Genomic DNA, 14,343 nt, shown 5'->3' with positions numbered 1-14,343 from the left:
GACGCGTGAGTCCGCGCCAATCTTCCGCGCGGTGCGGAACGGCCGGTGAGATTTGGGAGACTTGCGGGGTGAGAACCCCCATGCCCGCACCCCAGGTCATCGCAGTCGTCGGCCCGACGGCGGCCGGCAAGTCGGATCTGGGCGTCGCCCTTGCCCGGCACCTGGGCGGTGAGGTCATCAACGCCGACTCCATGCAGCTCTACCGGGGGATGGACATCGGCACCGCCAAGCTCCCGCCGCGCGAGCGCCGCGGAGTCCCGCACCGCCTCCTGGACATCTGGGACGTCACCGTCGCCGCCAGCGTCGCCGAGTACCAGCGGCTCGCCCGCGAGGAGATCGACCGGTTGCTCGCCGTCGGCCGCACCCCGGTGCTCGTCGGCGGCTCGGGGCTCTACGTGCGCGGGGCGATCGACGTCATGGAGTTCCCCGGGACGGACCCGGCGGTGCGGACCAGGCTCGAGGACGAGCTGGCCGAACGCGGCCCCGGCTGGCTGCACGACCGGCTCGCGCGCACCGACCCGCCCGCCGCCCGCGCCATCCTCCCCAGCAACGGACGCCGGGTCGTCCGCGCCCTGGAGGTGATCGAGATCACCGGCCGCCCCTTCACCGCGAACCTGCCGGGGCACGAGTCGGTGTACCCGACCCTCCAGATCGGCGTCGACGTCGGCCGGCCGGAGCTGCACGAGCGGATCGCCGAGCGCGTCGACCGGATGTGGGCGGCCGGCTTGGTCGACGAGGTCCGCGCGCTGGAGTCGGCGGGGCTGCGCGAGGGCCGTACGGCCTCCCGCGCGCTGGGCTACCAGCAGGTGCTCACCGCGCTCGCCGGTGAGTGCACCGAGGCGGCGGCGCGAGCCGAGACCGTACGGGCCACCAAGCGCTTCGCCCGGCGCCAGGACTCCTGGTTCCGCCGCGATCCGCGGGTGCACTGGCTCAGCGGGGCCGCCGCCGACCGGGGGGAACTCACGGATCGTGCGCTGACGTTGCTCGAACGAGCGGTCACAGCCTGATCACGTGATGGCATCGGGACGTCTTGAGCGTCCTGGCGTGCTCTCGCGTCGTGCCATCATCAACCATCGTTCGAGCCGAGCAGCCGGAGTGGGGAGGGTGGGTGGCGATGGAGGCCAGCCCTCGCGACGACGAAGAGCCCCGGCTCGACTACCTCCGCAGCGCGGACGACCTGGACCGGGTCGGCGGCCTGGAGGGCGCCGACGGGGCGGAGGGCGACGAGCCCCTCGTCGAGACGTACGAGTTGCGTCCCCAGCGCCGCCTGCGGCTGTGGCAGCTCGTGCCCATCGTGATCCTCGGCGCGCTCGGCTCCCTGATGTTCGCCTTCCCGCTCGCCTTCGAGCCTGGTGGCCGCTCCGGGGCGGTCGTCTCCATGCTCGGACTGCTGATCTGCGGCTGCGCGGCGGGCTGGAGTGTGATGGCCGCCCGGCGGGTGGGTCATACGTGGCCCGGTCTGCCGTCCCCCGGCACCGGGCAGCGGGCGGACTGGCGGATGGTCCTGCTCTACACGGTCGTCGTGACCACGCTCGCGGCACTGGCCATATGGCGCGTCGCCCGGCTGAGCTAGGGCCTGTCCGGTCCCGGTCGAGCCCGGCGCACGGCGCCGCCCGCCCGGGCGCGCTCCCGTAGGATCGGGGGTGTGACCAGCGAGCACCCCGCCCCGCCCGTGCCGTTCCTCAAGGGCCACGGCACCGAGAACGACTTCGTGATCCTCCCCGACCCGCAGGGCGTCCTGCGGGTGTCGCCGGGCGCCGTGGCCCGGCTGTGCGACCGCCGGGCAGGGATCGGGGGCGACGGGCTGCTGCGCGTCGTGCGGTCCGCCGCGGACCCCGAGGCGCGGGCCATGGCCGCCGAGGCCGAGTGGTTCATGGACTACCGCAACAGCGACGGCAGCGTCGCGGAGATGTGCGGGAACGGCGTCCGGGTCTTCGCCCGCTACCTGGAGCGCGCGGGGCTGGTGAAGCCGGGGGAGTTCGCCGTGGCCACCCGCGCCGGGACACGGCGCGTGCGGCTCTCCGGGGGCGGCGCGGACGGCGCGGAGGCCGGTGAGGTCACCGTGGCCATGGGCCGGGCGCAGCTCCTGGCCGACGAGGTGACCGTGACGGTGGACGGGCGTAGCTGGCCCGCGCGGCACGTGAGCATGGGCAATCCGCACGCGGTCGCCTTTGTCGGTGACCTCGCGGACGCCGGGCGGCTCCTGGACGCTCCCGTCGTGGCGCCCGCCGCCGCCTACCCGGACGGGGTCAACGTCGAGTTCGTCGTGGACCGGGGGCCGCGGCACGTCGCCCTGCGGGTGCACGAGCGCGGCTCGGGCGAGACCCGTTCCTGCGGTACGGGCGCCTGCGCCGTGATGGTGGCCGCCGCCCGGCGGGACGGCGCGGACCCGGCCGCCGACGGCACCCCGGTCACCTACACCGTGGACGTGCCGGGCGGGCGGCTGGTCATCACCGAGGACACCGAGGGCCGGATCGAGATGACCGGACCCGCTGTCATCGTCGCGGAGGGCGTACTCGACCCGGCTCAGCTGCCGCTCGCGGACGACTGACCCGGCTCCTGCCGCACCGGGCGTCCGTTCCGGTAAACGTCCCTCGATCGGGTGATCCATCTCACGGTCGGCAAGAGCCGGTCAGCTGGTCGTGATGGGCTCGGTAGCATCAAAGTCCCGGGGACTCGGGGTGACCACGAGCGGGAGGTGCCCATGGGTGCGGTGCACAACCTTCGGAAGCTCAGCCGGGCCGCCCTGCTCCGGCCCGGGCCGCGCGACGGCCTGCCGGATGCCATCGAGCATGTGGCCCAGGCGCACCGGGCCCATCACCCTGGGGCCGACCTGGACGCCCTGCGCCGCGCTTACCTCCTCGCCGAGTCCTCGCACCGGGGCCAGGTGCGCAAGAGCGGCGAGCCGTACATCACGCACCCGCTCGCGGTGACGCTCATCCTCGCCCAGCTGGGCGCCGAGCCCACTACGCTCACCGCCTCCCTCCTGCACGACACGGTCGAGGACACCGAGGTCACCCTCGACCAGGTGCGCGCGGAGTTCGGCGCCGCCGTGTGCCATCTCGTCGACGGCGTCACCAAGCTGGAGAAGGTGGACTACGGCGCCGCGGCCGAGCCCGAGACCTTCCGCAAGATGCTCGTCGCCACCGGCAGCGACGTCCGCGTGATGTCCATCAAGCTCGCCGACCGCCTGCACAACATGCGCACGCTCAAGGTCATGCGCCCCGAGAAGCAGGCACGCATCGCGCAGGTCACCCGCGACGTGCTCATCCCGCTCGCCGAGCGGCTCGGGGTCCAGGCGCTCAAACGGGAGCTGGAGGACCTGGCCTTCGCGATCCTGCGGCCGGACGAGCACGCGCGCACCCAGCGGCTCATCCGCGAGCACGCCACCCGCCCCGACCCGCTCACCCAGGTCGCCGCATCCGTGCGCGCCGTACTGCGCGAGGCGGAGATCGACGCCCAGGTCCTCATCCGGCCCCGGCACCTGGTGTCCGTGCACCGGCTGGGGCGCAAACGGGGCGAGCTGGGGCCGTGCGACTTCGGCCGGCTGCTGATCCTCGTGGAGGAGGACGCGGACTGCTACGCCGCCCTCGGCGAGCTGCACACCTGCTTCGTCCCGGTGATGTCCGAGTTCAAGGACTTCATCGCGGCGCCCAAGTTCAACCTGTACCAGTCGCTGCACACGGCGTTCGCCGACACCGGCGGGCGGGTGGCCGAGGTGCTGGTGCGGACCCGGCAGATGCACCAGGTCGCCGAGGCGGGCGTGATCGCGCTGGGCGACCCGCACACCGCACCGGCGGTCGGGCAGGGAGAGGCCGTGCCGGAGGGCGAGCGCGCCGATCCCACCCGCCCCGGCTGGCTCTCCCGGCTCCTGGAGTGGCAGAGCCACACCTCGGACCCGGACACCTTCTGGAGCGAGCTGCGGGACGAGCTGGCGCAGGACCGCGAGATCACCGTCTACGCCACGGACACCGTGCCCGGCGCCGAGCGTGCCGCCCTGCCCCTCCCGGCGGGGGCCAGCTGTGTGGACGCCGCCTACGCCCGGCACGGCGAGGCCGCGCACCGGTGTATCGGCGCCCGGGTGAACGGGCGGCTCACCTCCTTGAGCACCGTCCTGCGCGACGCGGACACGGTGCAGCTCTTCCTCGCCCCCGCCACGGCTGCGGCCACCTACGCCCCCGCACCGGAGTGGCTCGACCACGCGCGTACGCCCGCCGCCCGGATCGCCATCCGCAAGTGGCTCGCGGCGCACCCGCCCGCGCCGTCCGCCGCCGTGCCGTCCGCCGCCGTGCCGTCCGCCGCCGCGCCGGCCGCGCCCCCGAGGGGCGGTGGTGCAGAGGGCGCCGACGGTGCCGAAAGCCCCGCCGCGGCGGAGAGCGCCTCGGTGGTCACCGCGCGGCCGGGTGTACCCGTGCGGCTCGCCCGCTGCTGCACGCCCGTGCCCCCCGACTCCGTCACCGGCTTCCCTGTACGGGGCGGCGCCGTCACGGTGCACCGGGACAGCTGCCACTCCGCGGTCCGGATGAGGGCCGCCGGCCGCCGCTCGGTGTCCGTCCGCTGGCGGGAGCACGCGGCAGGCTGCCGGGTCACCCTCCTCGCGGAGGCGTTCGGCCGCCCGCAGCTGCTCGCCGACCTCACCGAGACCATCGCCGCGCAGGGTGCCGCCGTGGTCTCCGCCGACGTCGAACCGCCCAGGGAGCAGCGCGTCCGCCACACGTACACGCTCCAGCTGCCCGACGCGACGGGGCTGCCCGCGCTGATGCGCGCCATGCTCCGGGTGCCCGGCGTCTACGACGTCACCCGTGCCGCCCGGCACCTCTCGGCGAACTGAGGCACGGCGGCCCTCCCGCTCCTGCTGCAGCTGCCCGCGCGCACCGTACGGCGCCGCAAATCCGGGTGACGCACCGCCGAGGCCGTGCCACTATCTCCCTCGACGGCGAGTCCGCTCCCGCTTCGCGGGGAATCATCCCGTCATGCCGGGCGTTCCCCGGGCAGCACCTCTGTCTCTCTCGAGTAAGGATCCAATGACCTCCTCTTCTTCCCTTCCGTACAACGGCCAGCGCGTAGCCGAGACGAACCGCCGAGCCGACGCCCTGATGGAAGAGGACGTTGCTTGGAGTGACGACATCGACGGCGCGCGCGACGGCGAGCAGCACGACCGTTCGGACCGCGCCGCCCTGCGCCGCGTCGCCGGTCTCTCCACCGAGCTGGAGGACGTCACCGAGGTCGAGTACCGCCAGCTCCGGCTGGAGCGTGTGGTCCTCGTCGGCGTGTGGACGACGGGCACGGCGCAGGACGCCGACAACTCCCTCGCGGAGCTGGCGGCACTGGCTGAGACCGCGGGCGCCGAGGTCCTCGACGGCGTCATCCAGCGTCGGGACAAGGCCGATCCGGCCACCTACATCGGCTCCGGCAAGGCCCGGGAGCTGCGCGACATCGTGCTCGAGTCCGGCGCCGACACCGTCGTGTGCGACGGTGAGCTGAGCCCGGGGCAGCTGATCCACCTCGAGGACGTCGTCAAGGTCAAGGTGGTCGACCGCACCGCGCTGATCCTGGACATCTTCGCGCAGCACGCCAAGTCCCGTGAGGGCAAGGCGCAGGTGGCGCTGGCGCAGATGCAGTACATGCTGCCGAGGCTGCGCGGCTGGGGCCAGTCGCTGTCGCGGCAGATGGGCGGCGGCGGAGGCGGCGCCGCGGGCGGCGGTGGCATGGCCACGCGTGGTCCCGGTGAGACCAAGATCGAGACGGATCGTCGGCGCATCCGCGAGAAGATGGCGAAGATGCGCCGAGAGATCGCGGAGATGAAGACCAGCCGCGACATCCAGCGCCAGGACCGCAAGCGCCACAAGGTGCCCTCGGTCGCGATCGCCGGATACACCAACGCGGGCAAGTCCTCGCTGCTCAACCGCCTCACCGGCGCCGGTGTCCTGGTGGAGAACGCGCTGTTCGCCACCTTGGACCCCACCGTCCGCAAGGCCGAGACGCCGGGCGGGCGCCTGTACACGCTGGCGGACACCGTCGGCTTCGTGCGGCATCTCCCGCACCACCTGGTGGAGGCGTTCCGCTCCACGATGGAGGAGGTCGGGGACTCCGATCTCATCCTGCACGTGGTGGACGGCTCGCACCCCGCGCCCGAGGAGCAGCTGGCCGCGGTGCGTGCGGTGATCCGTGACGTGGGTGCCGCCGAGGTGCCCGAGATCGTCGTGGTCAACAAGGCCGACGCGGCGGACCCGCTGACCCTCCAGCGGTTGCTGCGGCAGGAGAGGCAGGCGCTGGTCGTCTCGGCCCGCACCGGTCAGGGCATGGACGACCTGCTGGCCCTCTTGGACGAGCGGCTTCCGCGTCCCTCGGTCGAGCTGGAGGTGCTCGTGCCCTACACCCGCGGCGGGCTCGTCTCGCGCGCCCATGCCGAGGGCGAGGTGCTCTCCGAGGAGCACACCGAGGAGGGCACGCTGCTCAAGACCCGGGTGCACGAGGAACTGGCGGCGGAGCTGCGGGCATACGTGCCCTCCGGCCGGCGTTGAGTACTCCGCACGGAATGGGGGCCCGTCCTCCCGGAACGGAAGCGTTCCGGGAGGGCGGGCCCCTCTCGTCTCCCGCGCCGTGCCGGGCGCGGAAGAGCGTCAGCTCTTGCCCGCGTACTTCTTGCTGATCGCGTCGAAGACACCCTTGGCCGCCGTGCCGAGGCGCGGGCCTGCGGCGTAGGTGACGTCGGGCCGGTTGATCAGCGAGTTGACGGAGACCAGCTGGGCCTTGCCGTCCTTGCCCGCGGCGAAGATCCCGCCGCCGGACATGCCGCCGGTCATCGTGCAGCCGATGCGGTACATCGGCTCCTGCGTCGGGTCCAGGGTGTACCGGCCCGGTTTCCCGGTGCACTGGAACATCCTGGCGCCCTCGTAGGGAGCCTCCGCCGGGTAGCCGTACGCACTCATGCCCGAGATGCGGTCGGCGGACGGTGCCTTGAAGTTGATCTTCACCGCGGTGCCGACGCTCTCCTCGAGCGACTTCCCTGTGTTCTCGTTCCCCCGCACCTTCAGGACCGCGAAGTCCTGCTGCGCGCCCCCGCCACCGCTCTCGGAGCCCTTCTCCAGCCAGTAGTTGGTCGTCTGGACCCACTCGACCCAGAACTGGCCGTACGGGTAGACCTGGCTCTGCTGCGCGCCCTCGACCTGCGACTGGGGCAGGCCGTTGTTGTTGTACGCGGGCACGAACATGATGTTGCGGAACCAGCCGCCGGTCTGGCCGGAGTGGACGCAGTGGCCTGCCGTGGCCACCAGGTTCGACTTGCCCGGATTCGCCGGGTCCTGCACCACCGTGCCGGAGCAGACCATGGGCCCCTTCGGGGTCTCCATGAAGATCTTCCCGGCCGGCGCGGCGTTGTTCGTGTACGGCGTCTCGACCTGCTTGGCCGCCACCTTGGCGGGTTCGCGGTCGGTGGTGTCGGCGGAGGTCCGGACGTCGGCGGTGACCGTGTGGTCGTTGCCCTCCGCCGCCTGCATCCGCTCCGGCTTCCAGTGGTCGGGAAGGTAGGGGTTGGCGAAGTCGGCCGCGTCCCGAAGCCAGTCCTTCCGGTCCCAGTTCTTCCAGCCCCCGTCCTTCCACTTCTCCAGGTCCTGGAGCGAGGAGGGCAGGTCCTCCGGCAGCTTCTCGGCCACGCCGTCCTTGTCCGGAGCGCCCTGGTCCTTCGACGCCTCGGGTTTCGCCTTCGAGGAGGAGTCCTTGTCGTCGGCGGAGTCGGAGGAGCCGCCGCAGGCGGTCAGGGCCAGCGCGAGTGCCGCGGTGACGGCCGTGGCGACCGCCGCCGGACGGCGCCGCCGCCTCGCGCGGGGTGACAGGGGTGTTCTCGGTGTGCTCGGTGACATGTCTTCGGCGCTCTCCTCGGGGTCAGCTCAGGTCGCTGACGGCGTCGTAGACGCTCTTGGCTTCCTTGCCCAGCGCCGGCCCGGCGAGCCAGGTCGCGGTGACGGGGCCGACCGAGGTGACCGACAGCAGTTCCTTGCCGTCCGCGCTGAGCCAGCCGCCGCCGGAGGAACCGCCGGTCATGGTGCAGCCGATGCGGTACATCGTCGGCTGCGAGGTGTCCAGGGAGAGCCGGCCCGGCTTGTCCTTGCACGTGAACATCTTCTCGCCGGTGAACGGCGGCGCGGCCGGGTAGCCGTGGGCGGCCAGCGTCGGGATGTTCTTCACGCCGGGCGTCTGGAAGTCAGGCTTCACGGACTCGCCGACGGTTTCCTCGAGCGACGTGGCGCCCTTGTCCTCCGGCTGCACCTTCAGGACCGCGAAGTCCTGCGGAGCGCCGCTGCCGCCCTGGGTGGCGCCGCTGTCGATCCAGTGGTCGGTGGTGCGGGCGTGCTTCGCCCACCACAGGCCGTGCGGGGCGACGTCCTGCTTCGGCGCCGACTCCAGCTCGGCGGCGGGCAGGCCCTTGCTGTTGAAGTGTGGCACGAAGACGACGTTGCGGAACCAGCCGCCCTCCTTGCCCGCGTGGACGCAGTGCCCGGCGGTGGCGACGAGGTTCGACTTGCCCGGGTTCTTCGGGTCCTTGATGACCGTGCCGGAGCAGACCATGGAGCCCTTCGGGGTCTCCATGAAGATCTTGCCCACCGGCGGAGCCTTGTCGGCGTACGGCGTCGCGACGGCGGCGGCCTCGACCGGCTGCGGGGTGGGGTCGGTGACGCCCTGGTCGATGTCGGAGTCGTCGACGTCGCGTTCGTTCTCCTCCGCGTCGCCCATCCGGTCCTGGTCCCAGTAGTCGTCGATGATCGGGTTGATGAAGTCCTGCGCCTCGCGGAGCCAGTCCTCCCGGTCCCAGTTCTTCCAACCCCCGTCCCTCCACTTCTCCAGGTCCTTGAGGGAGTCGGGAAGGTCCTTGGGCAGTTTGTCCGGCAGCCCCAGGTCTTTCTTGAGGTCGTCCGCGGGCTTCTGCGAGGCCTCGCTGCCGGGCTTGGCGTCGGCGCCCTCGTCCTCCGGCCCGCACGCGGTCGCCGTCACCGCCAACGCGGCCACCGCCGCGGCGGCTGCCAGCGCCCGCCGGTGGCGGCGCACAGAACTGCCTATGGATGACATGGAATGAACTCCCCCTGAGATGGATCAGCTTGCTTTGGCTCTTGTCATGCACCTCGCCGGGGCGGGGCGGCCCCCACTATGCCCGGTGAGTGGGGGGACGGGCGAGGCAGGGTCCCTGGTTCCCCGAATCGCCCGGACCGGCTCCCCGAGGCTGACGATCTTGGGGAAAACCGTGATCAGCCGCTGTCCCGGTCGTTGGTCCGTACGGGGAACAGGCAGAGGGGAGCGGCCCGCCGGTCGGCGCGCCGAGTCGACACCACAGGAGGCAGCAGTCGTGAACGCGCGCTCCGGAGCCGAGGGCACCTCGTCCGACGGACGGCTCCCGGTACGCAGACGCCCCGTACGGCGCGAGGAGCCCAGGGTCCCGCGCCAGCCGAGGCGCGACGGCCCGACGCAGGAGGGCGCGGGGGCCCGCCTCCTCGAGCCCGGCCGTGCCGGCCTGGACACCGGCGGACCGCCGGATTCGGGCGGCCACCGGGAAGCCGACGGGGCGACCTCGTTCGCGGCCCGGCCCGACCCGCTGGAGGCGGCCGACAGCGCCGCCGTCGCCGACGCCGCGGCGGTGGAGAACCTGCTGCGCTGCTGGGTCCGCGAGAGCGACCTTCCCCCACCGGACGACGACGTGCTGCGCATCCCGCTCACCGCCACCGGCACGACCCTGTGCGTCCCGCTGCGCCACTGGTCGGCCACCGGATGGCACCGCTTCGGCCCCCCGCTGCTGGACGGGGCGCCGGTGGACGCCGCGCCGCTGGACGCGGTGACACTGGCCGCCCTGCTGGGCCGCGAGGCGGCACACCGCGCGGGCGGCGCCCGCGCGACGGCGGAGAGCACGGCGCTCGTCGGGCGCGTCGCCGACTCGGTCCGGCGCACCGCCGCCTTCCTGGCCGAGCGCCGGGCCGCACCGGAGGTTCCGCCCGGGAGTGCCCCGTTCCTGGACGCGGAGCAGGCGCTGCTGCTCGGGCACCCCGTCCACCCCACCCCCAAGAGCCGGGAGGGGCTCTCGGACGGCGAGGCCCGGTTCTTCTCGCCCGAACTGCGGGGGTCCTTCGCGCTCCACTGGCTGGCGGTCGACCTGTCCGTGCTGGCCACCGACTCCGCCTGGTACGAGACGGCGCCGTCCGGAGCCGCCCGAGGTGGCCCCGTGCCCGCGGTCGCGCTCGCCGCCCGGCTGGCCGGCCCGGCCGTCACCGAACGCCTTCCCGCCGGCTGCGCGCTGCTGCCCCTGCACCCCTGGCAGGCGCGTGAGCTGCGGTACGAGCCGAGCGTCGCCCAGCTGCTGGACGCCGGGCTGCTGCACGACCTCGGCCCGTGCGGCGACCCCTGGCACCCGACCTCGTCGGTGCGTACGGTGCACCGGCCCGGCGCGCCCGCGATGCTCAAGCTGTCGCTGGGGCTGCGGATCACCAACTCGCGGCGGGAGAATCTCCGCAAGGAACTGCTCCGGGGCGTCGAGGTGCACCGGCTGCTGCGCGGCGGCCTCGGCGCGCGCTGGCAGTCCGCCTGCCCGGGCTTCGACATCGTGCGCGACCCGGCCTGGCTCGGGGTGGACCTGGACGGCGCGGTGGTGCCCGGGCTGGACACCGTCATCCGGCACAACCCCTTCGGCCCCCGTCACGACGCGGTGTGCGTGGCGTCGCTCTCCTCGCCGCGCCCCTGGCCGGGCGCGCCCCGGCGCGAGCTGCGGTCGCGGCTGGGCGAGGTCGTGCGGCGGCTCGCGCTGCGCGGCGGGGTCTCGACGGGTTCGGTGTCCGCCGAGTGGTTCCGCCGCTACCTGGAGGCGGTGGTGGCCCCGATGCTCTGGCTGGACGCGCACGCGGGCATCGCGCTGGAGGCGCACCAGCAGAACACCCTGGTCCTGCTCGACGCGGACGGCTGGCCGTCGGGCGGACGCTACCGGGACAACCAGGGCTACTACTTCCGGGAGTCCCGCCGCGCGCAGATCGACCGGTGGCTGCCGGGGGCCGGGGTCGCCAGCGACTCCTACGTGGCGGACGAGGTGACCGACGAGCGGTTCGCCTACTACCTGGGCATCAACAACGTGCTCGGCCTCATCGGTGCGTTCGGTTCCCAGGGGCTCGCGGACGAGCGGCTGCTGCTGGCCGTGCTCCGCGGCTTCCTGGACGACGCCGCGCGCACCGCGGACGGCGGGCCCGTCTCGCCGCTGCCCGCGCTGCTGCTGGAGTCGCCGACACTGCGGTGCAAGGCGAACCTCCTCACCCGGCTGCACGGAATGGACGAGCTGGTGGGGCCGGTGGACACCCAGTCCGTGTACGTGACCGTGACGAACCCGGTCCGGGTCTGAGACCCGGCAGCGCGCGTTCCCGGCCGGACGGCGACAGCGCCGGACCCACCGGCCGAACGCCCCGGCAGGAGGCGCCGACATGCAGTTGTATCCCCCTTCACCGGCCGGCCCGGCGCCGTCCGGCCCCGCTCGTCCCCGCGGTACGGCCGCCCCCGGTCCGACGCCTGCCGCGCCCCGTACGGCGCCGGGGGCCGACCCGGACCCGCTGGACAGCCCGGCCACCTGGCCCGCCCGCGCCACCCCGGCCGGCGTGCTCCGGCTCGTCCCGGTGCGCGTGGACCGCGATCTGCCGCTGCTCACCCGCTGGATGAACGACCCGGCGGTGGACACCTTCTGGGAACTCTCCGGACCACCGGAGCGGACCGCGCGCCACCTGCGTGCGCAGCTGGACGGGGACGGCCGCAGCGTCCCCTGCCTCGGCGTCCTGGACGGCGTCCCGATGAGCTACTGGGAGATCTACCGCGCGGACCTCGACCCGCTCGCCCGCCACTACCCCGCTCGGCCCCACGACACCGGTGTCCACCTGCTGGTCGGCGCCGCCGCCGACCGCGGGCGCGGGCTCGGCAGCACGCTGCTGCGGGCGGTCGGCGATCTGGTCCTGGCACACCGCCCCCGCTGCCCGCGGGTGCTGGCCGAGCCGGACCTGCGCAACATGCGGTCGGTCGCGGCGTTCGGGGCGGCGGGCTTCCGGCTGGCCGCGGAGGTGGACCTGCCGGACAAGCGTGCGGCGCTCATGATCCGCGAGCGCGACCGACGGGGCGCACCCCTGGGCGATGCGCACGGCGACGCGCACCGGACGGGCCCCTGGGACCGGGCGCCGGGACCTCTCGGCGCGGCCGATGTCAGTCCGGCCGCGTAGGGTGTCGGAGCTATGAGCGAGCCCGCCCTCACCGACCTCCTGCACGCCGCCGTCACCGCGATCGGAGGTACGGAACGCCCTGGTCAGGTGGCGATGGCGGAAGCCGTCGCCGAGGCCGTAGACGACGGCACGCACCGGCTGATCCAGGCGGGCACCGGCACCGGAAAATCGCTGGGCTACCTGGTGCCCGCGCTGGCGCACGGCGAGCGGGTGGTGGTCGCCACCGCCACGCTCGCGCTCCAGCGCCAGCTGGTCGAGCGGGACCTGCCGCGTACGGTCGAGGCGCTCCAGCCGCAGCTGCGGCGCCGCCCCGAGTTCGCCATGCTCAAGGGGCGGTCGAACTACCTGTGCCTGCACCGGCTGCACGAGGGCGTGCCGCAGGACGAAGAGGACGGCCTCTTCGATCCGTTCGAGGCGGCGGCCCCGACCAGCAAGCTGGGCAAGGACCTGCTGCGCCTGCGCGACTGGTCGGACGAGACGGAGACGGGCGACCGGGACGACCTGCGGCCGGGTGTCTCCGACCGCGCCTGGGCCCAGGTGTCCGTCTCCGCCCGCGAGTGCCTCGGCGCCAGCCGGTGCGCCTACGGCCCGGAGTGCTTCGCGGAGGCAGCCCGCGAGCGCGCGAAGCTGGCCGACGTGATCGTCACCAACCACGCCCTCCTCGCGATCGACGCCATCGAGGGTGCCCCGGTGCTGCCGGGGCACGAAGTGCTGATCGTGGACGAAGCCCATGAGCTGGTCTCCCGGGTCACCGGCGTCGCCACCGGCGAGCTGACCCCCGCAGGGGTGAGCCGCGCCGTGCGCCGGGTGGCGAAGCTGATCGACGAGAAGACGGCCGATCAGCTCCAGACGGCCTCGGAGGGTTTCGAGGGGCTGATGGAGCTGGCGCTGCCCGGCCGCCTGGAGACGGTGCCGGAGGACCTGGGGTACGCGCTGATGGCACTGCGCGACGCGGCCCGCGGCTGCGTGACCGCGCTCGGCAACACCCGGGACAAGTCCGTGCAGGACGAGGACGCCGTCCGCAAGCAGGCCCTGGCCAGCATCACCAGCGTGCACGATGTCGCCGAACGCCTGGTCGAGGCCTCGGAGTACGACGTGATCTGGTGCGAGCGGCACGACCGGTTCGGCGCCTCGCTGCGGGTGGCGCCGCTGTCCGTCTCCGGGCTGCTGAGGGAGAAGCTGTTCACCGAGCGCTCGGTGATCCTCACCTCGGCGACGCTCAAGCTCGGCGGCGACTTCAACGGCGTGGGGGCCTCGCTGGGGCTCGCGCCGGAGGGCCGGGAGGAGGACGAACTGCCGAGCTGGAAGGGGCTGGACGCCGGTTCCCCCTTCGAGTACCAGAAGCAGGGCATCCTCTACGTGGCCAAGCACCTCGCACCCCCGGGACGGGACGCTTCGCGCGCCGACATGATGGATGAGCTGGCCGAGCTGATGGAGGCGGCGGGCGGCCGTACGCTCGGGCTGTTCTCCTCCATGCGGGCGGCCCAGGCGGCGGCCGAGGAGCTGCGGGGGCGGCTGGAGATGCCGATCCTGTTGCAGGGGGAGGAGACCCTCGGGGAGCTGATCGGCCGGTTCGCCGCGGACCCGGCCACCTGTCTGTTCGGGACGCTCTCGCTGTGGCAGGGGGTGGACGTGCCCGGCGCGAGCTGCCAGCTGGTGGTGATGGACCGGATTCCCTTCCCCCGGCCGGACGATCCGCTCATGAGCGCCCGGCAGAAGGCCGTCGAGGAGGGGGGAGGGAACGGCTTCATGGCGGTGGCCGCGACGCACGCGGCGCTGCTCATGGCCCAGGGCTCCGGCCGCCTCGTGCGCGCCTCGGGGGACCGGGGGGTGGTCGCCGTGCTCGACCCGCGACTGGAGCGGGCGCGCTACGGCGGGTTCCTGCGCGCTTCGATGCCCGACTTCTGGTACACGACCGACCGCAACCAGGTGCGGCGTTCGCTGGCCGCCATCGACGCGAAGGCCCGCCTGGAGGAGTGAGGGCGCGAGGCATGGTGGTGCCCCGGAGCCGCGGCGGCGGGTTCTTAGGGTCCTCGCAACACCTGACGGTCTACGTGGTCGTCAGTAGATCACGCAGGCGCTCGGCTGGGGTTTTCCAGCCGAGCGTTTTGCGTGG

The 14,343-nt window shown here is 73.4% G+C and carries 10 protein-coding genes; 8 read left to right on the top strand and 2 right to left on the bottom strand.

From position 1 onward, the window contains the following. The first annotated feature begins 80 nt into the window (after positions 1–80). The 5 genes from miaA (at position 81) to hflX (ending at position 6,524) form a co-directional block, all read left to right on the top strand. Complete coding sequence (gene miaA / locus H299_RS0122010) at positions 81–1,007, top strand: tRNA (adenosine(37)-N6)-dimethylallyltransferase MiaA (protein ID WP_486587371.1); 927 nt, start codon at positions 81–83, stop codon at positions 1,005–1,007. Between the two features lie 107 nt (positions 1,008–1,114). Next, positions 1,115–1,573 carry a hypothetical protein gene (locus tag H299_RS0122005; RefSeq protein ID WP_027750166.1) on the top strand — a complete coding sequence of 153 codons (459 nt, stop codon included), beginning with the start codon at positions 1,115–1,117 and terminating at the stop codon, positions 1,571–1,573. 72 nt (positions 1,574–1,645) lie between these two features. Beyond that, positions 1,646–2,551, top strand: a complete 906-nt coding sequence (gene dapF / locus H299_RS0122000; RefSeq protein ID WP_027750165.1) for a diaminopimelate epimerase — start codon at positions 1,646–1,648, stop codon at positions 2,549–2,551. Positions 2,552–2,704: 153 nt separating this feature from the next. After that, on the top strand, positions 2,705–4,831 hold the full coding sequence (locus H299_RS0121995; protein WP_027750164.1) for an HD domain-containing protein: 2,127 nt from the start codon (positions 2,705–2,707) through the stop codon (positions 4,829–4,831). A gap of 193 nt (positions 4,832–5,024) precedes the next feature. Beyond that, positions 5,025–6,524, top strand: coding sequence for a GTPase HflX (gene hflX / locus H299_RS0121990; protein ID WP_027750163.1), 1,500 nt, complete (start codon positions 5,025–5,027; stop codon positions 6,522–6,524). Between the two features lie 99 nt (positions 6,525–6,623). Here hflX and H299_RS0121985 read toward each other — a convergent pair whose 3' ends face one another. After that, positions 6,624–7,862 carry a hypothetical protein gene (locus H299_RS0121985; protein WP_027750162.1) on the bottom strand — a complete coding sequence of 413 codons (1,239 nt, stop codon included), beginning with the start codon at positions 7,860–7,862 and terminating at the stop codon, positions 6,624–6,626. 22 nt (positions 7,863–7,884) lie between these two features. Next, a complete protein-coding gene (locus tag H299_RS0121980; protein ID WP_051262721.1) occupies positions 7,885–9,066 on the bottom strand; it encodes a hypothetical protein in 1,182 nt (393 codons plus the stop codon). 274 nt (positions 9,067–9,340) lie between these two features. Between H299_RS0121980 and H299_RS35540 the strand changes: the two genes are divergently transcribed. The 3 genes from H299_RS35540 (at position 9,341) to H299_RS0121965 (ending at position 14,207) form a co-directional block, all read left to right on the top strand. Next, positions 9,341–11,368: an IucA/IucC family protein gene (locus H299_RS35540; RefSeq protein WP_037760021.1), complete on the top strand. Its 2,028-nt coding sequence runs from the start codon at positions 9,341–9,343 to the stop codon at positions 11,366–11,368. A gap of 79 nt (positions 11,369–11,447) precedes the next feature. Further along, positions 11,448–12,227 (top strand): GNAT family N-acetyltransferase, encoded by a 780-nt coding sequence (locus H299_RS35535; protein WP_078512933.1) that lies wholly within the window; start codon positions 11,448–11,450, stop codon positions 12,225–12,227. 12 nt (positions 12,228–12,239) lie between these two features. Further along, a complete protein-coding gene (locus H299_RS0121965) occupies positions 12,240–14,207 on the top strand; it encodes an ATP-dependent DNA helicase (RefSeq protein ID WP_027750160.1) in 1,968 nt (655 codons plus the stop codon). Positions 14,208–14,343 lie beyond the last annotated feature (136 nt).

The organism is Streptomyces sp. CNH287, from assembly GCF_000424825.1.
Note: the sequence above shows the minus strand (reverse complement) of the source record. Positions and strands in the feature narration are given on the sequence as shown.

Excerpts from the sequence above, each read along its gene's own strand:
- miaA (WP_486587371.1), top strand. The coding sequence starts at position 81 with ATGCCCGCACCCCAGGTCATCGCAGTCGTCGGCCCGACGGCGGCCGGC.
- H299_RS0122005 (WP_027750166.1), top strand. The coding sequence starts at position 1,115 with ATGGAGGCCAGCCCTCGCGACGACGAAGAGCCCCGGCTCGACTACCTC.
- H299_RS0121995 (WP_027750164.1), top strand. The coding sequence starts at position 2,705 with ATGGGTGCGGTGCACAACCTTCGGAAGCTCAGCCGGGCCGCCCTGCTC.
- hflX (WP_027750163.1), top strand. The coding sequence starts at position 5,025 with ATGACCTCCTCTTCTTCCCTTCCGTACAACGGCCAGCGCGTAGCCGAG.
- H299_RS0121985 (WP_027750162.1), bottom strand. The coding sequence starts at position 7,862 with ATGTCACCGAGCACACCGAGAACACCCCTGTCACCCCGCGCGAGGCGG.
- H299_RS0121980 (WP_051262721.1), bottom strand. The coding sequence starts at position 9,066 with ATGTCATCCATAGGCAGTTCTGTGCGCCGCCACCGGCGGGCGCTGGCA.
- H299_RS35535 (WP_078512933.1), top strand. The coding sequence starts at position 11,448 with ATGCAGTTGTATCCCCCTTCACCGGCCGGCCCGGCGCCGTCCGGCCCC.
- H299_RS0121965 (WP_027750160.1), top strand. The coding sequence starts at position 12,240 with ATGAGCGAGCCCGCCCTCACCGACCTCCTGCACGCCGCCGTCACCGCG.